This window comes from Cytobacillus purgationiresistens (assembly GCF_030813235.1).
Lineage (GTDB): Bacteria > Bacillota > Bacilli > Bacillales > Cytobacillaceae > Cytobacillus > Cytobacillus purgationiresistens.
Window position 1 is genome coordinate 1 of sequence record NZ_JAUSUB010000031.1, and the last position, 25,709, is coordinate 25,709.

At 31.7% G+C, this 25,709-nt stretch carries 24 protein-coding genes and 2 pseudogenes; 22 read left to right on the forward strand and 4 right to left on the reverse strand.

The genetic code is table 11. The features are described from left to right. Positions 1–426 (reverse strand): phytanoyl-CoA dioxygenase family protein (locus tag J2S17_RS23375; RefSeq protein ID WP_307478476.1); only part of this gene is annotated, 426 nt, incomplete at its 3' end. 362 nt (positions 427–788) lie between these two features. Here J2S17_RS23375 and J2S17_RS23380 point away from each other — a divergent pair. Next, positions 789–1,193: a tyrosine-type recombinase/integrase gene (locus J2S17_RS23380; RefSeq protein ID WP_307478477.1), complete on the forward strand. Its 405-nt coding sequence runs from the start codon at positions 789–791 to the stop codon at positions 1,191–1,193. A gap of 22 nt (positions 1,194–1,215) precedes the next feature. Here the strand turns inward: J2S17_RS23380 and J2S17_RS23385 are convergent, their stop codons facing one another. Further along, complete coding sequence (locus tag J2S17_RS23385; protein WP_370875113.1) at positions 1,216–4,251, reverse strand: Tn3 family transposase; 3,036 nt, start codon at positions 4,249–4,251, stop codon at positions 1,216–1,218. Between the two features lie 242 nt (positions 4,252–4,493). Beyond that, positions 4,494–5,030, reverse strand: a pseudogene (locus J2S17_RS23390) (recombinase family protein); the annotation flags it as partial. A gap of 44 nt (positions 5,031–5,074) precedes the next feature. On the opposite strand from J2S17_RS23390, the gene J2S17_RS23395 reads away from it, so the two are divergent. The 6 genes from J2S17_RS23395 (at position 5,075) to J2S17_RS23420 (ending at position 12,321) form a co-directional block, all read left to right on the forward strand. Further along, the gene (locus tag J2S17_RS23395; RefSeq protein ID WP_307478538.1) at positions 5,075–5,359 is read left to right on the forward strand and encodes a putative immunity/bacteriocin fusion bifunctional protein; all 285 of its coding nucleotides are present in this window, start codon (positions 5,075–5,077) and stop codon (positions 5,357–5,359) included. A gap of 142 nt (positions 5,360–5,501) precedes the next feature. After that, entirely contained in the window at positions 5,502–5,825 is a 324-nt protein-coding gene (locus J2S17_RS23400; protein WP_307478480.1) for a PadR family transcriptional regulator, read from the forward strand. Next, positions 5,819–6,445, forward strand: a complete 627-nt coding sequence (locus J2S17_RS23405; RefSeq protein ID WP_307478482.1) for an HAAS signaling domain-containing protein — start codon at positions 5,819–5,821, stop codon at positions 6,443–6,445. Before J2S17_RS23400 ends, J2S17_RS23405 begins: the two co-directional genes overlap by 7 nt. Before the next feature lie 310 nt (positions 6,446–6,755). Then, positions 6,756–8,198, forward strand: a complete 1,443-nt coding sequence (locus J2S17_RS23410) for a carbamoyltransferase C-terminal domain-containing protein (RefSeq protein WP_307478484.1) — start codon at positions 6,756–6,758, stop codon at positions 8,196–8,198. A 389-nt stretch (positions 8,199–8,587) separates the two neighbouring features. After that, on the forward strand, positions 8,588–10,354 hold the full coding sequence (locus J2S17_RS23415; RefSeq protein ID WP_307478485.1) for an ABC transporter ATP-binding protein: 1,767 nt from the start codon (positions 8,588–8,590) through the stop codon (positions 10,352–10,354). Between the two features lie 2 nt (positions 10,355–10,356). Next, entirely contained in the window at positions 10,357–12,321 is a 1,965-nt protein-coding gene (locus tag J2S17_RS23420; protein WP_307478487.1) for an ABC transporter ATP-binding protein, read from the forward strand. A 140-nt stretch (positions 12,322–12,461) separates the two neighbouring features. Here J2S17_RS23420 and J2S17_RS29110 read toward each other — a convergent pair. Next, positions 12,462–13,514: pseudogene (locus J2S17_RS29110) on the reverse strand (transposase). 201 nt (positions 13,515–13,715) lie between these two features. On the opposite strand from J2S17_RS29110, the gene J2S17_RS23430 reads away from it, so the two are divergent. From J2S17_RS23430 to J2S17_RS23500, 15 genes are all read left to right on the forward strand, one after another. After that, positions 13,716–14,834 (forward strand): acyl-CoA dehydrogenase family protein, encoded by a 1,119-nt coding sequence (locus tag J2S17_RS23430; protein ID WP_307478488.1) that lies wholly within the window; start codon positions 13,716–13,718, stop codon positions 14,832–14,834. Positions 14,835–14,847: 13 nt separating this feature from the next. Continuing rightward, complete coding sequence (locus tag J2S17_RS23435; protein WP_307478490.1) at positions 14,848–15,792, forward strand: BtrH N-terminal domain-containing protein; 945 nt, start codon at positions 14,848–14,850, stop codon at positions 15,790–15,792. An 11-nt stretch (positions 15,793–15,803) separates the two neighbouring features. Continuing rightward, positions 15,804–17,285, forward strand: coding sequence for an amino acid adenylation domain-containing protein (locus J2S17_RS23440; RefSeq protein WP_307478492.1), 1,482 nt, complete (start codon positions 15,804–15,806; stop codon positions 17,283–17,285). Then, complete coding sequence (locus tag J2S17_RS23445) at positions 17,282–18,334, forward strand: AMP-binding protein (protein WP_370875112.1); 1,053 nt, start codon at positions 17,282–17,284, stop codon at positions 18,332–18,334. The genes J2S17_RS23440 and J2S17_RS23445 overlap by 4 nt, the downstream gene beginning before the upstream one ends. Positions 18,335–18,496: 162 nt before the next feature. Then, on the forward strand, positions 18,497–18,757 hold the full coding sequence (locus tag J2S17_RS23450; RefSeq protein ID WP_307478539.1) for an AMP-binding enzyme: 261 nt from the start codon (positions 18,497–18,499) through the stop codon (positions 18,755–18,757). Further along, positions 18,747–18,989, forward strand: a complete 243-nt coding sequence (locus J2S17_RS23455; RefSeq protein WP_307478493.1) for an acyl carrier protein — start codon at positions 18,747–18,749, stop codon at positions 18,987–18,989. The genes J2S17_RS23450 and J2S17_RS23455 overlap by 11 nt, the downstream gene beginning before the upstream one ends. A 22-nt stretch (positions 18,990–19,011) precedes the next feature. Next, entirely contained in the window at positions 19,012–19,686 is a 675-nt protein-coding gene (locus tag J2S17_RS23460; protein ID WP_307478494.1) for a beta-sandwich domain-containing protein, read from the forward strand. Continuing rightward, entirely contained in the window at positions 19,683–20,672 is a 990-nt protein-coding gene (locus J2S17_RS23465) for a BtrH N-terminal domain-containing protein (RefSeq protein WP_307478495.1), read from the forward strand. Before J2S17_RS23460 ends, J2S17_RS23465 begins: the two co-directional genes overlap by 4 nt. A 381-nt stretch (positions 20,673–21,053) precedes the next feature. After that, positions 21,054–21,215 (forward strand): hypothetical protein, encoded by a 162-nt coding sequence (locus J2S17_RS23470; protein WP_307478496.1) that lies wholly within the window; start codon positions 21,054–21,056, stop codon positions 21,213–21,215. 145 nt (positions 21,216–21,360) lie between these two features. Next, positions 21,361–21,579 carry a hypothetical protein gene (locus tag J2S17_RS23475; protein WP_307478497.1) on the forward strand — a complete coding sequence of 73 codons (219 nt, stop codon included), beginning with the start codon at positions 21,361–21,363 and terminating at the stop codon, positions 21,577–21,579. Positions 21,580–21,662: 83 nt separating this feature from the next. Next, positions 21,663–21,872 carry a hypothetical protein gene (locus J2S17_RS23480; protein ID WP_307478498.1) on the forward strand — a complete coding sequence of 70 codons (210 nt, stop codon included), beginning with the start codon at positions 21,663–21,665 and terminating at the stop codon, positions 21,870–21,872. A gap of 361 nt (positions 21,873–22,233) precedes the next feature. After that, the gene (locus tag J2S17_RS23485) at positions 22,234–22,755 is read left to right on the forward strand and encodes a YomK family phage-derived protein (protein ID WP_307478499.1); all 522 of its coding nucleotides are present in this window, start codon (positions 22,234–22,236) and stop codon (positions 22,753–22,755) included. Between the two features lie 383 nt (positions 22,756–23,138). Beyond that, positions 23,139–23,507: a DUF4257 domain-containing protein gene (locus J2S17_RS23490; protein ID WP_307478500.1), complete on the forward strand. Its 369-nt coding sequence runs from the start codon at positions 23,139–23,141 to the stop codon at positions 23,505–23,507. Between the two features lie 107 nt (positions 23,508–23,614). Further along, entirely contained in the window at positions 23,615–23,866 is a 252-nt protein-coding gene (locus tag J2S17_RS23495) for a hypothetical protein (protein ID WP_307478501.1), read from the forward strand. A gap of 305 nt (positions 23,867–24,171) precedes the next feature. After that, positions 24,172–25,305, forward strand: a complete 1,134-nt coding sequence (locus J2S17_RS23500) for a Fic family protein (protein ID WP_307478502.1) — start codon at positions 24,172–24,174, stop codon at positions 25,303–25,305. Positions 25,306–25,709: the final 404 nt, after the last annotated feature.

Here is a 25,709-nt window from a genome sequence, read left to right on the forward strand (position 1 = left end):
ATTATCATCTTCTGAGGGGTCATACTTCGGTAAGATCTGAGCAACGCCTGAAGCTTTTACAAGATTATCATCTTCTGAGGGGTCATACTTCGGTAGAATCTGGGCTACACCTGAAGCTTTTACAAGATTATCATCTTCTGAGGGGTCATACTTCGGTAGAATCTGGGCTACACCTGAAGCCTTTACAAGATTATTATTTTCTGTAAAGTTATTTTCAAGTAAGGTCTGGGATGTTTCAGATACTCGATCTTTTAATGGCTCTATTGTAATAGCTCCACCTGCTGCAATTTTTATATAGTCTTCGTGTCTTTGCATCCTTGCTGCTATGTCAATTTCTGCTTTCATTTCAGCTATTTCTTCTTTAGTAAAAACATTCCTTATTACCAAATAACCATCACGTCTAAAAGTATTGGCGAAGTTCATCATATCATACTACCTCCTTTTATTATTATAATAATTATTACATAGTATTTAATTGAATATCAATATTTTTTGAAAATTTTTACTATTTATTTTAACAAATTCATCAAGCGATAGAGTAGGAGAAGATATATGTCTTTTACTATCAATTTTTTTATTTCCCAACCATCTTTCTTTTAGATGTGAACACCTGGTATAGATTGCTTTGTAGTATGTTTGAGAAACAAGAAAGTGCAATGGCATTATATTTATTCTAATAAGTTAAAGAATATACCCAATTTCCCACCAGCTTAAGGGAAATTGAATTTTATTATCCAATAAATGGATTACCGTGGTTTTTATGTCAAAATGTTGGTGGTACCCCAGTAATGAATCATCGTGTACCGATTACAAAAGAGGTATCAGAGATAGTGGAAGCTGTAATAAAAATGACTAAAGATCAAAGCAATATGATTAATAATCCTAAACATTATTTATTCGTACAGCTGGAAGGTATCCGAAGAGGCAGACCCTATAATTATTATGACATTCACAGAAGTTTGAAGCGATTTACCGAAAAACAAAACATAGTTGACGATTCAGGGAATCCCTTTTTCATTAAAAATCATGCCTTCCGACATACCAAGGGTGTTGAGCTTCTTAATAACGGAATGAATATACTGCATGTTCAAAAATGGATGGCTCACGCCTCTCCTGAAATGACCTTACAATATGGGTGTTTTTGCCCATCCCCCCGAAAAGGTGGAATAAGGAGCACTTCACTGAAAGATTAGGGAGGTACTCCTTAAACATTGCTTACTCTGTATCTGATATTACGTTTAATTGGGCTAATTCTTGAATGATTGCATCCATGTCAACAGACTCTTGTTGTATATCAAACTCGTATCTTCCATAGAAGTTAATATGTTGCCATGCTACTGGAGAGATTTGTTTCATAACATATGAATCCAGTCCCTTTGTTTCTCTGTAGGCCAACATATTAGATAAAATACTGGCATTGTAATAAATAATGCAATTGGAGAGTAAGCGACTGCATTCACCCCAGATATGTTGATCATTTTCATTTTTATAACGTAATTTTCCAAAATTAGCAAAGGATACTGCTTTGCGTAATTTATGATAACTTTCCCCCCGATTTAATGCCTTTTGAACATTCCGGCGTAAAGGTGGAGAATCAATATAATTCAAAAAATATAGACTTCTTATGATATTATCGTACTCCCATAAAGCACGTTTGGTTTTGTTCTTCCGTGCATAAGCACTCAGCTTACCAATTATAATGCTCTGTGTGGTTGTTTTAACTGCAAGGGATAGCATAATTCGTTGAATGTTTTCCCATTCTTCTATAATGAGATTCGTATTAATCTTTCGGACTGGCTTGATCAGATTATCGCTATATTGGCTTGGATGTTTGAATCCGTAAAGAGATTTGTTAACTTTATCGTGAATATCCTTGTAGCGAGGCGCAAACTGATAACCAAAAAAGTGAAGAATAGAAAAGTTCACCTCATTGGTTCCATGTGTATCCGTGGAATGCACATCAGGCTGGATATCAGTTGTGTTGTTGAATATAATATCAAATACATAATGACTTTCATGCTCATTGGCCCCAATAATTCGAGCATTTACAGGGATATGGTTGGCTACCATTGTGTAGGAAACAATCCCTTTACCAAGACCGAAGTATTTAGGTGAATAACGAGAATTAATGGTATTGATTCGAGTCTCAATTTTCTGTCCGTCACTACTAGAATGAATCGTCTCACCAATGTCATAATGTTTAAAGATTGGGAGTTTGGCGATTGCATTACTGATACAATCATTCGCTTCCTTTAAAGTCTCCAGACGAATAAAGTTATCAGATGTGGCAGCCAGAAATGGATAGCTAATATCAGAAATTTCTCCCATTCTACCTAACCCCATGTTGGTTCCCCAAGCGATCAGACAGGCGACAAGAATACGATTGTCTTTATTCTGTTTGGCATAACGTCCTAGAATGTGCTCAAATGAGTCAAGGAATTGACAGTGTTGATGAACGAAATGCAAGACACTCGTAATGTCTATTTGCTTTAATGTATCGTAGAATGAATGATTAATAGAGTCTGTGTCCCGGATATAAGGTAGTGTCCATCGGGTATGTGAACCCCGTCTTTTGATTTGAAGATGTTCATTTTTGCCAGATGAAATGCTTTGGTTAACCTCAGTAATTCTATCTTCTAATTTCCTCTCAAGCTCTACTAAATGACTATGAATGGGTTGATTGAAAATCGTCAGACCAGTATCAGCTATCAACGTCTCTTTCTGTTGCCATTGACGATCATTGATCAGGTCATCCTCAAAACTGCGAAATCGGATACTGTCACGACAAAAAATATCCCCTGCTTCCAAACGGTTGCGTAGGAGGCGATAGACTAAAAATTCATAGCGATCCACTAAGATTACCTTTTGTTGATAGATGTAACGCTTCACACCATCGGGAATGAAACCATTTGGTAAATGATCTGAGTGATATTGTCCTAACGATTTATTTTTATTAAAAGCGGTCTTCATAAAATTGACTGCTTTAATTAAGGGATCATTATGTGAAGGAGTTAAGAAATCAACCTGCAAAAATATGGGTCTTAAATAGCGTTTAAATCTTCGTGCCTGCTGATCAATATGTTCCCATTGGAAGGCAGTTTCATCATATTTTATATTTGTAGTGATCTGATTAGCTATGGATTCCAGTTTCTGACGTTCCAGAATAGTAAATGCACGACCTTGAATATCCTTAAAGGGAGTATCAGCAGGGATATGATCATCAGTGAATATCTTGAGCAGTTCCCCTGCTTTTTTCATGTCTTGATTGCTCTCTGTATAGCATTCGTAAACTCGTTCTTTTGCTACCAATTTAGCTTCATCTGTATAAACTCTTACGCTATAGATGAAGGTGTTGATCAGATTGTCGTGCATCCGTTGATAACGATGGGATACAAAACATAACAAATAAACATAAACAATCCAAACATTCAGTCGTTTGAGCTTGTAGACAGAGTAGTAACTGACTAATGAAGCATAATACTTGATGCTTTCATTAGAAATATCTAACTTTGGTAACAGTTCTTGAGCAAGGTGATACAAATGCTGTATTTGTTTACCACGATTCATTTCAAGCTTTATTTCAGTGACGCTAAAGTCTTTCGGTTCATGTTTCAGTAGTGTAATTTCATACAGACCTGAAGAGTCTTCAAGTAATCGATCTAAGGATTCAATATCAATCTGTTTAAGATAATCCTGCATCAATGTGATTAATCGGTTTTGCTCATGGATTATTGCCTGTCCTATCATATCTTGCATAAAACTATAGCCAGGAACAACAATGCAGCTTTCAGACAAATAATTCATGATTTCCCGAAAGATATAAATGGGCTTACCACAAAATGCTGCAGCCTTTTGAGCTTTTTCCTCCATCTTACGCCGTTCTTCGGCACCGCAACTACGGTAGTTAAATAAGTTAAGAATCAATTGTTGTTGTTTTAACCTAGTAGACTTATCAATTGAACTCAAGTCATCGACCTTACTATTGTTGAAATATTCCTTTAGAACATACTGAAGATCCTCTTCCACCTCATGGAGGTCGAATGTGAAAAATAGTTGTTTAGCTTTGAAATACCCCAATTGTAGAACAAAATAAGCCTTAGATTTGATAGAGCGCAATGTGTGTAGCAAATCTTTCTCTGGCTGTGAGAGAGAAAAATAAGAACATCGATCTTCATATGTGAAGATTGGTCTGTCATAAATGATCTTTATTTCATCCTCACTAAGAATCCTCAAACGTTTTTGGTTAGTTATGTTTTTTTCCATATTCATATTTACCCTTTCCTTATGGGTATGTGAGCAATTCAGGGAATGAACTACTGCTTATGAAGAATTCCCCAATACAATAAGGAGCTTCCAAAATCAAGGGAGCATTCCAATCTCAAATTCCTTGATTACCTTATAGGAGTAGAGGTAGCATCCGATGATTGTGTCGCCATTTTCCCTTAAAAGTTATTTTTATTAACTTGAAATGGGACAAAAAGTATTCCAAATAGCTACCTATTCCTTACTTCTTCATATTCTTTCATTATTTTATAAAACGTGTTTTTCTTTAGTTCTAACATCTCCATAAACATAACTCCTGTTATGTTTCCGTTTCTCCATTTTGAATGGTTTTCTTCTATTATTTGATGCTGTTTCTTGCTGAGATTTGAAAAGTTCATTTGAGGACGACCTAAGTGTTTCCCTTCGGATTTAGCTACTGCGATACCCTCAGCTTGTCTTTGGCGAATTTTCTTACGTTCTTGATCAGCAACATACGAAAGTAAAGATAAAAATTGGTCTTCCATTAATCGTCCCATATCGCCCATTTCACGAAACTTACGACTGTCAAATAAGGTTTCATTCTCTAGTACGATAATATCGGCTTTCAATTCTCTTGTAATGTACTTCCATTCTGCAATAACCTCATCATAGTTCCGTCCCATACGATCAAGTGCATCCATATAGACAATATCCCCTTCGTTGAGGACCTTACGCAGCAATTGATACTGCGGACGATCAAAATCTTTCCCACTTGCCTTATCGAAGTAGCAATAAAGAAGGTGATCTATTATTCGTTAGTACTTGGGTTGATATGGACAATAATGAATTAATCAAATACACAGTTGGTAATCTCGATAAAGATAATCCCGGAGAATATAACGAACTAGCTTCTTTCGAAAAAGTTTTACCTGGTGAGGATTTTTCAGCTTCAGGATTTAAATGGAACGGTAAAACATTTGCATGTGGAATGTCTGGAGTCTTATTGTGTATTACATATTGTGGTGTAGTGGGTGTAGCGTGTGGCCCTGGAGCACCAGCTTGTGCTACAATATGTGATGCTATATGTGGTGCAGCATTTGTTGTTGCTTGCATGTAATTAAAGCATAGTAAAACTAAGTAAAACTAACTAAAAATTTAGTTAGTTTTACTTAGTTTTACTATATGTCATTGATATATATATATATATGATATATAATGTGATTATGAAAAATACACACATAATTAATGATAAATGGTCCATGCAATTAAAAAAAGGATTATTAGAAATTGTGATTCTGTTACAAATAAAAAAAAGGGCTATGTATGGCTATGAGCTTACTATATGCATGAAAGATATCCCTTTTTTAAATTTAACAAATGGTGCAATCTATCCTATATTAAAGAGACTAGAAAAAGAAAAATGGATTATTTCCTATTGGAATGAATCAAGCGAAGGCCCCCGGAGGAAATATTATCAAATAACTATGGAAGGAGAAAGAATAATAGCAGAACGTTGGGAAATTTATAATTCAATGTTCAAAACAATAGAAAGTATAGTAATGGAGGAAAAAAGTAAATGGTAGTTAGAAAAATTAGTGATCCACAATTAGAGAACTATCTTAGAGAATTAGATTCAAGCCTGAAAAAGTTGTCTAAAGATGAAAGAGATATGCAAGTTTCTGAAATTAAAGATCACTTATATGTTGAAATTCAAAACAAGATTAACGAAGGTAACAATGTTAATGAGGCAGTAAGAATTACACTGGAAAATTTTGTTCCCCCAAAAAAATTAGCAGAAGATTTAACTTCGCATGATTCCAAAAACGAATTCTCTGATGTAGGGAATAGTTATTTTACATACGGGGTTATGTTGCTAGTCGGTTCTATTGGTGGACTATCTGTACCTATTCTGAAATCAGAAATTGATTTAGGTATAGTAATTCCTTTTCTATTTGCAATGGTAATAGGATATTTTTTATTGCAATCAAAAAAGATTCAATGGAATGAAGTTCAATTAAAAAATTTAAAATGGATCGGTAAAATAATAATTGGACTAATAGCACTTCCACTTACATTTTTCTTCATAAATCTAAATCGTAGTAATAACATTGACTATTTTATTTTAGGGTACTTAGTATTTATCTTATGCCTAACATTGATAGTTTATAGAATAATAAAACATCTATATGATAGCAATTATTGAAATTTAATTTAAGTAACTGCATCTTATTCCAATATTTCTCTATTCAAGACCTAATAGGGGTACTACCAGCAAAACGCTGAAAACATACGCTAAGGAATTGTTTTAAAAACCAAGAGTCACTGAACACCTTTTGGGTAAGGGATTTATAAATGTTTAATTACCTTTAAAAGTGTCCAATAACCCATTAAACAATCAAGGTTCAACAACTATTAGAATATCAAGTTTGTGAACATCCTTAATGTCTTAGCGTATAAAAAAACGTAATTTGCTAGTCGAATTTTGCTTAGCGTATGTTTTTCGCTAAATGTTGGTGAGACCCCATAAAGGAAAAATAACTTTATTCCCAATTAATTCACCAGGCTGGCTATGGAACTGGGCATCACAAAAATTCAAGCTAAACCCAGGTACATTGATGGCTTTAGCAAATGCAAGCAACAGTAAGGCAAATTTCCAAATAAAAAAAGTATTACAATTAAAAAATCGAATTAAAGATTCATATGTAGATGAATTCATTAATAAAATCGAAGAAGTTTTAAAATATACAGAAAAAGATGCGCCTTATCGGTTCAACCATTTTGATAACAGGTTTACTGTAAAAGAAAATAAGATCAGCATGATTATGAAAATCATTCAAGAAATGTCACAAAAAATAATGGAAGAAAATATTTCTTATATATCTGGTAGGTTCAACGTAGACCCTTCAGATACATATTTATCATTATCTGGTGGTTTTTCTCTTAATTGCCCAACCAATACTTATCTGATGAATAAGTACAAGTTTAAAGGCTTCATTTGTCCTCCTTGTACTAATGATAGCGGCCTAGCATTGGGAGTTGGAATGTATGGGTTTTATAAAAATATGAATGAGAGAATTAACTTTAAATTCACTACTCCTTATTTGGGTCATTATGATCCTACATTAAATGACGTATTAAACTCTACCGAGGATAGTTATTTTATAAAAAGTATTACTAAATCCCATTCAAAAATCGTAGTTGAAGATATAAAAAGGTCACCAATAATTTGGTTTAATGGTTGTGCAGAAGTTGGACCAAGAGCATTAGGAAATCGATCTATATTAGCTGATCCCACAAAAACAACTAGTAAAGATTATTTGAATCAAATAAAGCAAAGAGAATGGTGGAGGCCAGTAGCACCTATAGTATTACGAGAAGATTTAACTTCATGGTTTGAAAATTCTTTTGTTAGTAATTATATGCTACATACCTTTAAAGTTAAGGAAGCAAAGCAAGCAGCTGTTCCGGCAATTTGTCACCTTGATAATACTGCTCGAGTTCAATCCTTAGAGATGAATGAAAATAAAGATATTTACTTAATAATAAAAAGGTTTAAAGAAATTACTGGCATACCAATGCTTTGTAACACATCCCTTAATGATAAGGGTGAACCTATTATAAACACAATTGCAGAAGCATTAAATTTTGCACTGCGAAAGCAATTCCCTGTCATATATATAAATGGATTTCGGATTGAATTGCAAAACCATTCCGAGTATAAAACAAAAACACCACTTCAAAGAGCTATTAATTTTGAAATCTTTAATAATGAAGAAAAAGAGAAACTACGACAAGAATTGAACCCTCATCATATACCAACTGATCTTTTAGAATATTTCCCAATACTTCAAGCTACTTATCCTAATGATTATCTAGATATTACTAATAAAAAAGAAGCAAAAAAGGTAAGAAGGAGAATGATGGTGTTAAAAAACCATTTAAAGAACAAAATTTAGAATGATAATATAGTTGATACCTTATTACCTTTTTTTTCAAAAACATTTAACTTTTATGAAATTTTCCGTATAATGTATCCATAGCACATCATGAAAAACTAACCTTATTTATTATGAGATAGCAAGCTTCAAACTCATTCAAATGAAGCTTTTAAGGATTTTATCGCCCTTGGCTGTTTACACATATGAGTGTGAAAAAACGAAGAGGGCGGAAACTCTTTTGAAGTCACAGATTGACCACAATCAAAAATTTTCTGCCAATTCTAAAAATAGTCTATCAGTGGCATCCTGGAATGAGTATTTTACAGAAAGGAGATTTGGTTTAAAAAGTCAGTTTTATTATCCGATAAACTCAAAGGAATTTTTAAAAAAGGTGATTAGGTGATTAAATGAACTGGATATTTCACAAGTATGGATGGTTCTTAAAAAGTATTTTAGCAATAGAGGTTTTAGTTATATCTTTGATGATATTTGAGAATGCAATAATAATATACATACCTTTCATTTTAGGAAACATACTTGACTCTATTTTAAACGGAACTCTCACTACAAATTCATTAAAATTAGAGACAACAAAAATTATTACTTTATCCTTTATTTTATTTTTAATTAGTTTTATTTGGGGTAAGTACTTATTCAGGAATTCTATATTACTTGAAAAGCTTCTAAAGGGGAAATTCAATAAATTTGTATTATCACGTGATTTACACTTTTTTAATAAAAATAAAAGTGGAGATCTTTTGACAAATTTAAACAATGATACACAATCAATAAGCCATATAATGGGTGAAGGGATATTAAGTGTCAATAACATTATGATAACCACACCTATGTATATATTTGCAATGATTTATTTTGTGGATTGGCGATTAACATTGGTTTCACTTATTCCACTACCACTCATTGCTATATCAATACATTATCTAGGAAAGTTAATCAATAAAAGAGCATCCAGCATGTTTCAATCCTTTGGTAAAATGAATAACCACATTGTAGACAGTATTACCGGCATGAAGGTAATCCGCTCTACTGTTAATGAGGAAAAGAATATTGATGCTTTCCGCCATGTTTCATATGAAGTCGCTAAAGAGAACAAAAAATTATCTTTAATAAACGCTATGTTTTGGCCATCTATTTCAATTATTATGGGTGTTAGCCTTGCGATTAGTTTAATCTATGGGACTTATCTTATTATAAACGGCACAATAACTATTGGCGAATTAGTTACATTTACATTTTATCAGGCACAATTGTCTTTTCCTATGTTCGCTTTTGGTTCATTAGTGAACACATTACAAAGTGCGAAGGCTTCCGATGATAGAATGGACCAAGTCTATCAACAATCTTATAATAACGAAAATGATAATAAAGAAATAAGAAACCTAAACCAAGTTCAAAGTATCAATTTCAATAATCTCACCTTTAACTACCCATCAAACAATACTACGGTACTTAAGGACATTAGTTTTAAGATTTTAGAAGGAGACATGATAGGTATTGTAGGTAAAACAGGCTCTGGAAAGTCTACTTTATTACAACTTTTGTTAAAAAGTTATTCCGATCCTGCTAATAATATTTTAGTTTCTGGTATACCAATTAATGAAATTCCCATATCCAATTATTTAGAGTTAATCGGATATGTCCCTCAAGACCATATTCTTTTTTCCGGGTCCATAGAAGATAACTTGAAATATGCCAATGGTAAAGCAAATCAAGAGGAATTAATAAGTGTGCTAAAACTGGTATGCCTATGGGACGAAATTATGTTTATGGACCAAGGCCTTCGAACTCTAATTGGAGAAAGAGGTACGAAGCTTTCAGGAGGACAGCAACAAAGGCTTTCAATTGCTAGAGCATTGCTAAAAGATCCAGAGCTCTTATTGTTAGATGATCCACTATCTGCAGTTGATATTCACACAGCTGAACAAATTATTAATAATTTGAAGAAATATAGACAAGGAAAAACCACCATTCTATGTACTCACAGAATGGAAATATTAGAAGATGCGGACAAGATATTTGTTTTAGACAACGGGGAAATCATAGAAAAAGGATCACATTTAGAATTATTAAATCAAGAAGGTTGGTACATGCAGCAATATATGAAACAGAAATTACAAAATAAATTATTAAACTTCGAAGATAAGGAGTTTTAATAGTGACTAATTTGAAGACCATCAATATTTTGTATAATTATGCAACGATGTATAAGAAAAAATTCATTTTAGCTTTTCTTATTCTGATATTATCCACTGTCTGTGTAATAAGTGGTCCCGTAATTATCAAGAAAATCATAGATGATCACATAAATGGTGTCATGAACTATTCTTGGTATATGTCTAATTCAAACGAAAACTTAACCACAAAAAACATACAGTACAATGAATATTTTTTCATAAGAGAAGATTGGGTCGATTCACCAAATAGCTCATGGGAAAAAGTTGATATACAAAAAATAGATAACCAATATTCAGTTACCAATAATGGTTCGCAATTATATTCAATTGATACTATTCACCCCTTCTATTCATACGAGTATAAACCTATTGGAATACTATTAGGAATATTTTTATTGTTAATTCTTTTAGGTAACCTTTTAAAAGTTCTGCAAGAGTATTATTTTAATACAACAGCTATTGATGCTGTGAGAAGAATAAGGCTAGATTTATTTAAAAAAATTCACAATACACCTATAAAATTTATAGATCAAACTACTAGTGGTCAACTTATAACTCAAGTATCACATGATACTGAAGAAATAAAACGCCTATATATTAATTTTATTTCTACTTATGTTGTAAATATTGTAACTTTAATAGGAATATTCATTTTTATGTTTATACTTGATGTCAAACTAGCTTTGTTTGCTCTATTTTTACTCCCATTCTACTTTTTTGCAGGATTTTTACATGTAAAATACTCAAAAAGATTTGTTACTGAAGTGAGAATTAAAGTCGCTGAAATTAATACCCTATTTAAAGAAATAGTTAGTGGGATATCTATTATTAAAGCATTTAACAGTGAAAAGACATTCCAGGACCAATTTGCCAAATTAAACCAAGATAGATATATCTCTAATTTAAAACAAATCCAAGTAGAAAAATTATCTGGATGGAATATCGTGGATTTACTTAAAACTTTATTCTTTGCTTTCATTATCTGGTATTTTGGAACAAAATATTTATCCACAGAAAATGTAATATCAGTTGGAGTTATGTACGCATTTCTGGATTATATTAGCAGAATGGTTAATCCTATGGTAAGTATGCTAGAGCAACTATCAGAAGTACAACGAGCTGTAGTATCAGCTGATAAATCATTAGTTCTTTTAAACTATGAATCTGTTATTGATAATCCAGATTATCATAAACCTTTTCAAATGGGTTCTATAATATTTAAAAATGTAAGCTTCTCTTATGACGATAAGCAAGATGTACTGAAACAAACCTCATTCGATATACAACCTGGAGAAACTGTAGCTATAGTAGGAAAAACAGGCTCAGGTAAGAGTACTATTATAAATTTATTATTAAAGTTCTATAAAGCGAATAGAGGGAATGTAACGATAGATGGGGTGGATATAAACGAGTATTCTACTCAGGAATTAAGAAAGAATATAGGTTATGTTTCACAAGACCCTCATATTTTCGCTGGAGACTTATTCTTTAATATAGGCCTATATAATCAGAATAATCATGATCAAATAATAACTGCTGCCAAAATCGTTGGTGCAGACAAATTTATAAGCGAAATGCCACTAGGATATCATACTGTACTATCTGAGAGAGGCTCAGAGTTATCATCAGGTCAAAAACAATTAATAACTTTCGCTAGAGCAATAGTAAATAATCCATCTATATTAATTTTAGATGAAGCAACTGCGAAAATAGACTCCGAATCAGAGGAAGATATTAGTACAGCTCTTAATAAAATAGTATCAGGAAGGACTACTATTATTATTGCTCACAGGTTAAATACAATAAAAAATTCCGATAAAATCATAGTGATGGATAATGGTCAAGTAGTTGAAGAGGGCAGGCATGAAGAATTAATAAATAAAAAAGAATACTATTATCGACTATACACCCTTCAAAAAATATCAAAGGAAGCTTTGGCAACATAAAAACGAACTTAGCGTTTAAGGTTGAAAAGTTATGATTTAAAATCATAGAACAAAAGGTCCTACTTTAATGTAGGGCCTTTTGCGATTTTCTTTGAAATTTACCTCAAATGAGCTAGGATAGACCTCTCCTAGCTACTATATTAGGCCATTTTTGGACCTTCCCATATCCAGTTGGCCATCTTCTTCAAATTCATGGCAGCGAAAGTATGCATCGCCTGCATTTACAATTTTTTAAGTCCCCTTAAAGTTGTCCAACGCATACCATGCTTTTCTTTTGCATCTGCGAATACACGCTTAATCGTGTATATGGTAATGCCGATGTTATTTCATTTTCAAATAAGTACTTCGTAATCGAAGGAGTTTTATAAGCTGCATCTGCCGCAAGAACTTCAGGTTTTCCTACTTTCTCAATTACCTTATCAACTAATGGTTCTAGGATATGACTGTCATGTGTGTTTCCAGGTGTTACAGTCGCGTCAAGCACAAATCCGTTACGTTCTGCGGCCGCATGGAAAGAATAGGCGAACTGTTTTGTACGTTCGTCTTTGATGTAGTAACCACACTTTGGATCCGTGGTGCTTTCCTTGATTTCCTTCGATTCTTCATTCTCAAACTTATCCGCAGGGAATGGTTTTTTTCCATGATCTTCAGGTCTTGATTGATTTCTTCTGAAGGCGTTCTTGATAAGCACGTGTTTCTTTGCTCACTACTTACTTTTCGAATTTATGTTTATTTGCACTCGCTTTCACATGCGTTGAATCGACAAAAACATGTTCTGCGCTAATCAGCTTCTTTTCAGTTGCCATTTTTAAAATGCGGTAAAAAATCTGTTCAAACAAGTCTGTATCCTTGAAACGATGCTCGTAATTTTTACCAAAGTCGAAAAGTGAAGTACTTCATCATGGAAGCCGTAGCCTAAAAACCAACGATAGGCCATATTTGTATCGATTTCTTCGATTGTTTTACGCATCATACGGATATCAAATGTATATCAAATGAAGGTCAGTTTAATCAAAATAACCGGATCAATACTTGTTCGACTACTTCTGAATACATATCTTTCACCAAATCATAAATGAAGGATAAATCAATCGCAACTCAATTTTGCGGACCAAATGGTTCGCTGGTACAAGTTGATCTAAAGCGATCATTTCAATTTGATCTCGTTGAATGGAATTATGTTTCGAAAGCATGGTCATCACCTCAAGAGTTTCTTATTTCAGTTTAAATCAAAAAAGACAGTAGGCAACCCCAATTTTAATTGAGTTTGTCTACAGTCTGAAAGGACAGTAGGGCCTTTCATTAGTGAAAACCCCAATAAAAGCTGAGAAAAAATATTGATATTTATTTAATCTTTAAATACATATCAAAACGAATGATAAGGAGATAATAAATTGAGTATATTGGATTCATTGACGAAAAAGGAGCTAAAAGATACAAATGAAGTAAAGGATAAAGTAAGAATACTCATAAACAAAGGGTATCATTTAATTACGTTTAAAAAATCTTTTAGTTGCGAGGAGTACTCAAATTTCTTGATGGAATTAGCGAGTATATGTTCTAATACTGCATTAAGTTTTAGTATGCATTTGTATACAGTAAGAGGATTATGGGATTTATTTAGTGTAGAACAACAAAAAAGATATGAACAAGAAATTAGAAAGGGAAGAATCTTTGGCTCCATTAATGACCCCAATGTATATTTTATAGATGAAAAAACAATTAATCCAAACGATTATCCAGTCATTGTAACGAAAACTCAAACTGGATACTTATTAAATGGAATTAAACACTTCGTTTCCTTAGAACCATTAGTTACACATATTCCAGTCTATGGTTTATTAATAGACGAAGAGACAGACACTAAAAAGATAGGTATTTTTATAATAGATAAGAACTCTAACGGAGTAAGTACTATAAATAACTGGGATAGTATCTCAATGCCTGATACAGACAGTAACTCAATAGAACTTAAAAATGTAAAAGTTCCAATTAACCAATCTATAGTTACAAAAACCAATATTTTCAGTAATACCACTTGGTTAAGTCATTTATATAAGTTATCATTGTCCTCAGTTTATTTAGGGATGGCGAAGGAGATTATTTTAGAGTTGACGAAAGTGAAAAATAAAAAAGTTCCTCACACTAATAGATCATTAGCTTTTTTTCCGGGAATACAATTTAGCATTGCTGAAATTCTAATTTGTTATGAAACAGCTTATTCGATTTTAGAAAAATATTATCGCATTTTGGATAATCCAGAGAGTAACAACCAATTAAAAAATAGAATTGGATTAATTACTAAAATTAATGTGAGTAAATCAGTTGAAGAAATTATAAACAAGGCAATGAAAATTCATGGAGTAAAAAGTTTATCTCTCAGTAACCATCTTTCGAAACACTATAAAGATATTAAAGCATCTATTTTCCATGCTCCACAACAAGACTTAATTTATGAAATGTTAGCTAAAGATTTTCTTGGTATCCTAGGCACAAAAAATCGGTGGCTATAAGTGAGGAGATTTTATGAAACTTATCAATATGGAACCGGTACAAGACAAACGTCACCATTGTTATGAGGCAGTGCAAGTTACTATTGCTAAGTGGTGGAATCTGGAGTATTATCTGCTTTATTCTAAAAGTTGGGGGTTTGAGCATGTAAAGTTCAATCATATTCATCCTGAATTACTTGGAAATCGAATATACAATGGAAGTCAAAATGTTCTTGATGTTGAGTTGCAAATTGGTATGAAAATAGAGCAAGTAAATACTAACAATTTTTCTCAGTTAAAAGAACTAATAACATCAGAAGTCAAAAAAGGAGCACCTTCTATTATTAATATGGATGCATTTTTTTGTCCGTTTCATCCTGTATATCAAAAACAACATTTATCACATGACTTTATTATATTAGGAATTGAAGACAATGTTCTTACATGTCTAGATCCAAAGTTTCATCTCCACCATAAAAAAATCAACCTGAATTTTCTAGAAGGTAAAGATGTAACTGTATCAACAGTTAAAAAGTCTAATGTTTCACAATGCAATTACACGCAATTGATAAAAGCGTCTCTAAATCAGCAAATAGAAAAGAAAATATCTACATTTGAATCTATTAAAAATTTTGCTTATGAAGTAAGAGATGGAATTAATATTAAAGATGAACTGGATGGTTTTCCACTTAATACAGCACCACTTATTTTTCAACTCTCAAATACTCAGTACAACCGAGAAAAATTCTCTATCTTCCTCACATATACAAACAGTAAAGTCAACAATCCTTATATAGAGGCGGCAATTAATATTACAAACCAGGTTGCAAATGATTGGAAAACAGTTGAACATTTGATTTTAAAATCAGCTTTTCAAAAGAATCCACAAAATTTATTTAATCGTATAAGCGATTATCTATTTTCCATTTATGAAAATGAAAATAGATTATTTTCAACTCTAAGTAAATATGTTAGATAAGGGGAATTTCAATGAATTCATTTAATGATATAATTACTCAATTTAATAGAATCCTCAAATATAACAGTGGAAGAATAGCAGTAAAATATAAGAACACTCATTTCACTTTCCAAGAAATTGAAGATCAAAGTAACCAGATAGCTCATTATTTAATCAGCAAAGGGATAACCTCCGAACATGTTATAGGCATGCTATTGGAAAGATCAGACAAATTGATTATAACAATGTTAGGCATCTTAAAATCAGGAGCTGCTTTTCTTCCATTGGACCAACAATTTCCAAGTGACAGAATAAAGTATATGGTGATGGATAGTAATGCCACGCTCATTATGACAGAAAGGCGAGAGTTTAATGTATCTATATCATTAGAAAATACTCCTTTAATTAATTTGGAAGACATTGGATTGAAATCCTTTCCTACGTACAGACCACCTATATCCATTCAACCGCATGATCTAGCTTATATAATTTACACCTCGGGTACCACTGGAAAACCCAAAGGAGTTCTAATTGAACATAAATCCCTTGCAAATCTAATTGATGGTGTTAATAAAAAAGTAAAACTGGAAAAATATAAATCTATATTATTTTTAACATCTATTTCATTCGATATCTTTATAGTAGAAACAATAGTACCTTTGTGTTACGGACTCTCCATAATAATTGCACATAATGCAGCTTTTCTAAATATTAGGATATTAAATCAATTACTAAAGGAGAACAATGTTGACGTAATACAAGTAACCCCATCAAGGCTTAGACAACTGTTGAACTCACCAATAGATATGGATAGTTTATCAATCATTAAACTTATCCTTGTAGGTGGAGAAATGCTTCCGAAGGAGATCGTAAGAAGTCTACAAAAACGTTCAAATTGTGATATTTATAACATGTATGGGCCTACAGAAACAACAGTATGGTCAAGTGTTAAAAAAGTTTCTAATGCAGAGAATATCACCATAGGAAATCCTATTACAAACACAAGTATCGTAGTACTAGATGAAGATTATCATCAAGTAGATATTGGTGTTCCTGGGGAAATCTATATTTTAGGAGATGGATTAAGTAGAGGGTATGTTTCAAAAGACGAAACATCAAAAAAATTCATCAGATTACCTAATGGAAAGAGAGCTTATAAAACTGGAGATTTAGGTACTTTAATGCAAAGCCATGAAATACAAGTTTTAGGAAGATTGGATGACCAGGTTAAAATAAAAGGTTGTACGGTAAACTTAAGTGAAGTGGAATCAATACTTCATGAAATAGACTATATTCAAGAAGTTGTTGTCATTGATAAAGAAGATGAATATGGTAATAACCAACTTTTAGCTTTCTATACCTCCTCTATTACAATAACAAAAGAAGTTAAACAATATTTAGCTAAAAAACTCCCATATTACATGATACCTAAATCATTTATAAAAATTAATAAGCTACCAATGACTAGAAATGGGAAAGTTTCTAGGGAAGAATTAAGAAGGGAAATTAAATGATTAATAATCATCAGAGTATATTGACGTTAATAGAGAATTTACCAAAAAAAGATAAATTCCAGATTGCAGTAAATGACAAAGGCAAATTATTTACTTACCATGATTTAGAAGATCATAGTAATCGATTAGCAGAATACATTAGGAATTTAAACTTTCCTAAAGAGGCAGTTGTAGGCGTATGCATGGAAAGGTCATACGGATTTATTGTAGCAATCCTTGGAATAATGAAAGCTGGGGCAGCTTTTCTACCAATTGATACTTCTTTGCCTACAACCAGGATTAACTTTATGTTAAATGATAGTAATGCCCAATTAATAATAACAGCAAGTGAAGATTTTAATTCCAAAACTAAAAATGTTTCTATTCATCAATTTTTAGCTCCTGTTTCAACACCGATTTCTACTGTGTTACCCACCATAAAAAATGATCAACTCTCGTATATTATTTATACTTCCGGAACTACCGGAATGCCCAAAGGAGTACAGGTAGAACATAAATCTTTGTTGAATTTAGTAATTGGGTTAAAGGAAAGAATAGATTTTTCTTTTTATAAAAACATAATGTTTCTTACTAGTATCTCCTTTGATATTTTTATTGTCGAAGCCTTATTACCACTTTCACTTGGATTAACGATTGTAATTGGTCAAGATTCATTAAAACAAAATCCTAGACTCCTAAACCGATTTCTACAAAAAAAATCCATTGATATTGTTCAGTTAACCCCGTCTCAATTATCTCAAATTCTAACTGATAAGAAGATTCCACTAGGACTCAGCCAAGTAAAAATACTTCTAATTGGTGGAGAACCATTAAGTATTGAATTAAAAAATATGCTAAATAAAATAACCAATGCGAAAATTTATAATATGTATGGACCTACTGAAGCAACGGTTTGGTGTACTACTAAGGAATTAACGAAAGACGGTCCTATTAATATAGGGAAACCAATACAAAATACTACAATTAAAATACTTCAAAATAATAATAAAGAAAATGAGGAATCAATAGGAGAAATATGCATTTTAGGTGATTGCTTAAGTAGAGGATAAACTTCAAAAGTAGAAACAATTAAACGATTTGGTACTCTAAAATCTGGAGAAAAGTGTTATAAAACTGGAGATTTAGGTTATTGGAAAGATGGTGAACTTTATATTATTGGAAGAAATGACTCTCAAATAAAAATACGTGGTCATAGAATTGAATTAGGTGAAATCCGTGAAGTCCTTTTAAAGCATAAGTCGATCAATAATGCAACTGTTTGTACAATGAAAATTAAGGGAGTCTCTAGAATAATTGGATTTTATGAGATGAAAAGTTTGAAAAAGAAGCCAAAATTACACACTTACTTAAAGAAAAGCTTGCCTAGTTATATGATTCCTATGGAAATTGTAATGATCACAAAAATCCCATTAACCATTGGAGGGAAAATTGATGTGAATAAACTAAAGGAGGATTATTTAAATGGAAAATAGATTAATTGAAATACTCAAAAAAATTTCTGGTTACAATGGAACGATTGATCCAGAGGAAGATTTAGATTCTTACGGATACGATTCTTTATTGTTTATGCAGTTAATTGTGCAAGTTGAGACTGAATACGGAATCGAATTTGATGACGAAGAACTACTAATAGAAAACTTTATGACATTAAATAGAATTAATACACTTCTCATAAAAAAAGGGATTGAGGAGCCTGGTAAGTAAGGAATAATTAACAACAAAACACTTGAAAATCTATTTACACAAAACAATCCCTATTATTCGAAAAAGATGCCGAGTCCCAATAAATAAAAAATATTATGATAAATATATGAAAAATCTTAAAAAGGAATTAGGTGATAACGTGACTTATTTTCCAGTTCCAATTGATAAATATACTAATAACAAAGGTATAACATTCGAAGAAGAATGTTTTAAAGGTAATTTTAGTTTTGGAGGTTCTTCTTTTCCAGCAGAAGAGCTGCCAATTAGTCCAATAATTTATAAAGATATTCCTTTCAATATTTTAAATGGTAAAGATGTTGATAATATTGAGTTATCGAACGAAACTAATATCTTGGTAAGGGCTAAAAAAGTAGAAAAGGTCCACTTTATAGGTGCATGTTGTAATGGTGATTTTTATACCAATGTAGACATATATCAAAACCATGTTCATGTTGGTAGTGATAAATTATTCTTTACAGATTTTCTCTATTCTGAACCTAATTATAATGACCTTCCCTTTTTTCAATTTTCATGTACACATTCTAAGCAAGGTAAGTACCCTCATGTAAAGCCAACACTATGGTATAACGTTATTCATTTAAAAGAACCCACTGAAATTACTAATATCCTATTATATGAGAATCTCTCTATGCATATTTTTGCTCTAACACTACAGTATGGAGAGATACTTAAATGATGGAATTTACAATATATAAGAATAAATATCACAATTGTCGCAACGCAACTATAAGCGCAATGTTAAAAAGACTAGGTGTAAAATTAGACTATCTCTGGTATCAAGCTGGCTTGTATTATAAAGAATTACCAGAAAAGTTAGTGTTTTCACCATATTATAGAGAATTACCAGCTGATTTTAAGCAGAACCATGGAATTAATTATAATGAAGAATTTGTTGTTGATGTAAATGAATTTACTCAGAAGTTAATTCATTTAGTTAAATCTGGTCACCATACAGCAATAATGGTTGATATATTTCATCTTCCATATAGTTTCTATTACAATCAAAATCATGATTTTCATGATATTGAAGTAATTGAAATAAGACAAGACAAAGCTATAATCTGTGATCATTATTACCAATACTATGGTGAGCTATCCATAGCTGACATTAGAAAAGCAATTAACTCAACAAAAGAAAATTTTGGTTTCCATGAGTGTATCCTATATTATTTTACATTAAATGACTATAGTAAAAACGAGTATAATTCTAACGATTTATTAAAAGTTGTAAAGGATAATAAATATGCTTTATTAGGTGAAAAAAAAGACGACTTCAGTTATTTTTATGGAGTTGAAGACTCGATCACTGGGATTCAAACATTACCCATTATTTATAATAAAATATTATCAATCTTTAAATTACCTCAGAACGAAGCAAATTTATTATTGTCTGAGATCTATAAAGAATTCAAAGATATTTCAAACTCTAGATATAATCTATATATTTACTTAAAAAATTTCTCGAAAGATACCTTATCCAAACATTTTTTTGAGTTATCTCAAAAATGGGGTATAACAGCTAACCTTATTTTAAGAGCATCATTATCCCAAGATATAACATCATTAAAGGATAAAGTATTGAAATATATCCTTGAAATTGAACAGTATGAAAAAATGTCAGTCATTAAATTAGATTGTGAAATTCAATTATTATCTAATTAAAGGAGGTGAATTTAATGGAATTGACACTTCCAATAAAAGTTATGTAACCAAAAAAGAGGGCTAATCTCATCAATGTGGGACTAGTCCTCATCTATTTAAGGAACGGTAATAGTAGTAAGTAATAAAAGGTAGCTGTAAAACACTTTATCTTAATTTCATATTTGTTATTTAGTATTTTCTTACATTTATGTTATGATGTAATTAATAAAATAAACATTAACAGGACAAACACCCTGATAACCTCTTTGAGGTTATTTGGGTGTTTTTTTTCGTGAAAGGAGAGCCGTAGGATGAATAATCTTCTGATATGTATCGAGGAAAGGATCTCACAAGAGATTGATCAGCTCTTAAACCAATTAGAAAAGGGAGGAATACGGAAAAATGAATTTACTTCGAAAAACAGCTTCCTCAATAAACAATCTTAAGATTAATCCTGATAATGCACCTACGTTTATTCGTAATCAATGGCTGCTAGCTAAGGATTTCCTTCAATTCCTGAATTACTATACGATCAAAAATCAAATAAACTATGAGGTTATTTAATATGTGGTATATCGAATTTAACATGTGTCCGAATAATATAGGATCTTTTGAGGTTGTCATTGAACATCAAAATTTCAAAGAATATTTAATAGATAAAATACAACTCTATCCTCTTAATCTTTACTGTGATATTCATTGGTATAAGATGCTTAAACCATACGATATTTCTATTGAACCGGCTATGATTGAAAAAGGACTACCTTTGTCATTAGAAAAAGAAATTAAGCTGCATATACCCAACTACATAAACCTCCTCACCTTCACACTCAACAAATTTATTAAAAGTGTAGTTGATGCACTATTATCATGGCTGTATGAAGAATTTAAGCTGTATCAAGATAGTTGGAAACAATTAGCCTATTAAAGAGGTATATAAAAAAAGTTCTTGAAAAGAACCAAGAACTTTTTTTATATCTTTTATATTATTGGTTATACTGAATATCATAAATGGTAATTAGAATGAAATTTTATGATACAATATTCATAGGCAATAAGTTTGTAAGGTGGTTTATAGTGAATATAAATGAAGAAGAGTATTTAATATTTATTAATGAAATAGGCAGACTACTAGACGAATATAAAGAAAGCACAAATAATGAATCGAAAACCATCATCATTGAAGAAATCGAACTACTTGGTGAAGTAATTAATAAATAATCATCGTACTCATATCAATAGGGCGGTTATTTTTTTGCTAATTATCACTCCATGATAGAAAAATGTAAAATTAAAAGAAGTTTATGAAAGTAGAAGGGTTAATAGACGGAATTGTTATTGAAGTAATTACTCATTATGAACCGCTTACTGGGAAATATTGATTAACAGCCATTTATAGAGAATATCCTGATGCCTAAGTATAGGAAATGCTTACGATAAACAAGATGCGATAGAAATAGCTGTTAAAAAGTTATATAATCAATGACCTCCAGATGCTGCAAAATACTTGAAAATATGGGGATAAAACAAAGCATCCTCTTAAGAATGCTTTGTTTATCTTTTTTAAAAGGAGTGATCTAATTTGTTATGGTTTGGGTTTAAAAAAAAGGTTAAGTTGTTGGAGAAGCGTTTACATGCATTATTGTCAGAACAAGAAGAAAAAATATATTTCGAGAATAGAATAGAAAGAACACTTTTAATTGGTGAAGATGAAGAGATTTTAGATTTAATAGATCAATTTAGTGAATTAAATAATTATTCTCTTGCTTCATATTACGATATACACAAGCATTTAGACCATTTAGAGGAATATACTCTTGTAGGAAGTATTGCTAGACTAAAAGGGCTAGAAGAGGAAATGGACAGTTCTATTCATTTAACACCTACGGTCACGTTAATAGTAATCTTTATAACTGCATATGTTGCTTTATCACAAATAACTAATTCTTTGGTATTGGGATTCATGGCATTAATATTATCAGTTGGTTTTCTTTCAATACTGATTAAATTGTCTACAAGGAATAGAAAAGGAAGGAAAAGGATAACTTATTTTCGACATTTACTCGAATACCAGTTACATAGAAAAAGAGATAAGGATATTTAAGTACATGAACTTTGTAGATCTGTATACTGGCCCATCTCATAAAAAAGGATTTCAAAGAGACAGCAGCCAAGTCAAAGCGGTATTGCTCATATAGAGAGATTGCAAGGGGTAATGGATATATTGATAAAGAATCAAAAGAGTAATATACACGGTATAAAAGCCTGGCTCATTTTAAATTACATTGAATAAATACTAGCATTATAGTAAAATTAATACATATTTATTTTGTTTTATTTTTTGCTATCCTACTTGGATTAGCGGTGAACTAACAATTACGACCTTTGGGTTGATCGTTTTATTTGCTTTTTTTATGAGCAAATAATAACCATCACCCACTGGTCGTTTTTTTGTGCCAAATTTTAAAATTAGAAAGGGTGATGTCAATGCTTTTAGATTTGATTACAAGTGCTACCATCGGTTCTCTAATGGGTTTATTAGCACACGCGAAACGAAACAAAACGATTAAGAAGCCAAGAAACACAAAAAGAACATTCGATCCTGGCTTTTTAACGGATATGGGATATGGTACTGTTGCTGCAGTTGCTACAGTTATTGTTGCAGATCCTAGTTCAATGGAAAGACTGATTTTGACTTCTTTATTAGCGGGCTTCTTTGCTGATGGAGCTATGTCAAAGTTAGAAGCTACCAATTTACTAGATAACAATAAACAATTCAAAATTAATCAAGAACAGCTCAATGAGAAGCTGCCTGCACCTAAAAAATCAACTAAATCTGAAGATAAAGAAGAATAAATTAGGTGCAGTTCTTCTTTACATATTTAGGGAGTATTTTGTGATATACTGTAAGTAACTACACAGTCGGTGTCATATAGAAAAAAGGAATGGAAGGAGCAAATTCAATGATGACTCTTAAAGATTTTCTTAATGAAGAAGAGATTCGAGAATTTGAGGAACTTCAAGTTGAACTCCTAAGTGCTCATAATACAAAAGAAAGGATTAAGATCCAAGCGGAGATTGATGTCTTACTTAGTACTGCACGTTACCGCTATGAGGCTTTTCAAAATGAAGAAAGTGAAGCGGCTACGTATGAACTAATTAAAAGACCTTCACCTTATGTACGTCTTAGAACTAAAAAGGAAGCCGTACATTAAAAATATTTCTGTGAGGATCATTAATTCGAATTAATATCAAGTGAATAATAACTTAATGTAGAAAGCTCTTTATTTGAAAAGGACTTAAGTCCAGTTCAAATAAGAGCTTTTTTATTGGAGGAGAATATATCAATGGACAATTATCACTTTTTGTTCTGTTAATTTACGATTGAAAAGTCTGTTGAGATAAGAAAAAATTCATGAAAGCAAAAATTAATTAACAATAGTTCACTTTTTCGTATTCTTTGCGTTATAATGGGGTATTATTGTTGATAAGAGCATTTTTATAAAAGGAGTGATTTTAAGTGACGCTAAAAGGAGTAAAACAATTACCTGTAGAAGTACTCAATAATGATGCTATCAGTATTCTAAATGTTTTATCAGAAACTACATTAAAAATAGGTACTTTAGAGGAAAAATTTAAACACTCCATTGTCAGTGAAGCGTTAGTCCAAATACTATCACTCAGTGAATCAGTGGAATCCACACGAATCGAAGGGACACAAGTTACATTTACCGATATGGTAGAAGAAAAAGATGATAAAAATCCCCGGTGGGAAGTTATAGAGGTTAATAATTATCAAGAAGCACTAATCCAAGGATACGAGCGAATCAAGATGGGGTATCCTATTTCAACTAGATTAATCCAGGACCTTCATCAAGTACTTATGCAAGGTGCCAGAGGGGCAGCACAAGCAAGTGGCTCTTTTAGAAAAATACAAAACTTTATAGGACCAACCAATAAAATCGAAGATGCATCATATATTCCTGTCTCCGCGGAAAAAATTGATGAATATATGAATAATCTTGAGTTGTTTATAAATGGACATCCGTACAATCAGAAACTTAATACCAGCCACCTTGATAACGGAACAAATCATTATATATTCGATGAAAATAGCAACCCTCTAATAAAGGTTGCTATTATGCACGCACAATTTGAATCAATCCATCCTTTTTTAGATGGTAACGGACGTCTGGGCAGGATATTGATTGTACTTTATATAGTTCAATCTAACCTTGTTTCTAAGCCTGTATTCTTTGTCTCTGAAGAATTAGAAAAAGAAAGAATGCGATATTATGACTTACTAAATGGTGTTCGAGGAGATAACCCAGATTGGGGGAGCTGGATATTATTCTTTTTAAATGCATGTAATAGAATGGCAGATAAAATTAATGAAAAACTAGACAAAGCGGAGGAGCTAGCTACAAGAGGGCTAAAGATATGTAAAACTAATTCAGATAAACATGTTTGGATTTATACATTTTCGAATCCTTTTACAAGCTCGGCTGCCGTTGCAAAAGCACTGAATATATCTCCAAATACAGCAAGAAAATCATTGAATTTCCTAGTCGAAAACGGGCTTTTATTCACTGATAGGCATACCAAAAGAAATAAAAAGTACCGTAATTATGATTTAGTACGAATTCTTTCTTAAGTAATAATCGAAAGCATGAACATACAATGTTCATGCTTATTATTTTGTTTACAATGATATTTCATTTTAATTCAATTATCTATAAATAAGTAGTTTTCTAGAATTTATATTGGAGAAATATTGAATGAAGAGTACTGGTATAGTGAGAGAAAATTCAATGGATTAGGAAGAGTTGTAATTCCAAAGAAAATTCGTAGAAGGTATGAAATACAAGATTTTGATTCGTTAGAGATTTTTTTGAAAAAGATTACCTGAGGGAAAAATACAATTCTTACAAGATAAAATATAAGCCAGATTAAATAAACAAATAGACTGTCCAAGTTATAATATGCAATTCCCATAAACTCTAATAATTAGGGCCTGAAGGAGATGAATTAGTTAGTTTAGAATAGACCCATTTGTAA

What these genes read in the sequence shown, in the direction of transcription:
- J2S17_RS23380 (WP_307478477.1), top strand. Translation starts at nt 789, where the DNA reads ATGAATCATCGTGTACCGATTACAAAAGAGGTATCAGAGATAGTGGAA.
- J2S17_RS23395 (WP_307478538.1), top strand. Translation starts at nt 5,075, where the DNA reads ATGGACAATAATGAATTAATCAAATACACAGTTGGTAATCTCGATAAA.
- J2S17_RS23400 (WP_307478480.1), top strand. Translation starts at nt 5,502, where the DNA reads ATGCAATTAAAAAAAGGATTATTAGAAATTGTGATTCTGTTACAAATA.
- J2S17_RS23405 (WP_307478482.1), top strand. Translation starts at nt 5,819, where the DNA reads ATGGTAGTTAGAAAAATTAGTGATCCACAATTAGAGAACTATCTTAGA.
- J2S17_RS23415 (WP_307478485.1), top strand. Translation starts at nt 8,588, where the DNA reads ATGAACTGGATATTTCACAAGTATGGATGGTTCTTAAAAAGTATTTTA.
- J2S17_RS23435 (WP_307478490.1), top strand. Translation starts at nt 14,848, where the DNA reads ATGAAACTTATCAATATGGAACCGGTACAAGACAAACGTCACCATTGT.
- J2S17_RS23440 (WP_307478492.1), top strand. Translation starts at nt 15,804, where the DNA reads ATGAATTCATTTAATGATATAATTACTCAATTTAATAGAATCCTCAAA.
- J2S17_RS23445 (WP_370875112.1), top strand. Translation starts at nt 17,282, where the DNA reads ATGATTAATAATCATCAGAGTATATTGACGTTAATAGAGAATTTACCA.
- J2S17_RS23455 (WP_307478493.1), top strand. Translation starts at nt 18,747, where the DNA reads ATGGAAAATAGATTAATTGAAATACTCAAAAAAATTTCTGGTTACAAT.
- J2S17_RS23465 (WP_307478495.1), top strand. Translation starts at nt 19,683, where the DNA reads ATGATGGAATTTACAATATATAAGAATAAATATCACAATTGTCGCAAC.
- J2S17_RS23470 (WP_307478496.1), top strand. Translation starts at nt 21,054, where the DNA reads ATGAATTTACTTCGAAAAACAGCTTCCTCAATAAACAATCTTAAGATT.
- J2S17_RS23475 (WP_307478497.1), top strand. Translation starts at nt 21,361, where the DNA reads ATGCTTAAACCATACGATATTTCTATTGAACCGGCTATGATTGAAAAA.
- J2S17_RS23480 (WP_307478498.1), top strand. Translation starts at nt 21,663, where the DNA reads ATGGTAATTAGAATGAAATTTTATGATACAATATTCATAGGCAATAAG.
- J2S17_RS23490 (WP_307478500.1), top strand. Translation starts at nt 23,139, where the DNA reads ATGCTTTTAGATTTGATTACAAGTGCTACCATCGGTTCTCTAATGGGT.
- J2S17_RS23495 (WP_307478501.1), top strand. Translation starts at nt 23,615, where the DNA reads ATGATGACTCTTAAAGATTTTCTTAATGAAGAAGAGATTCGAGAATTT.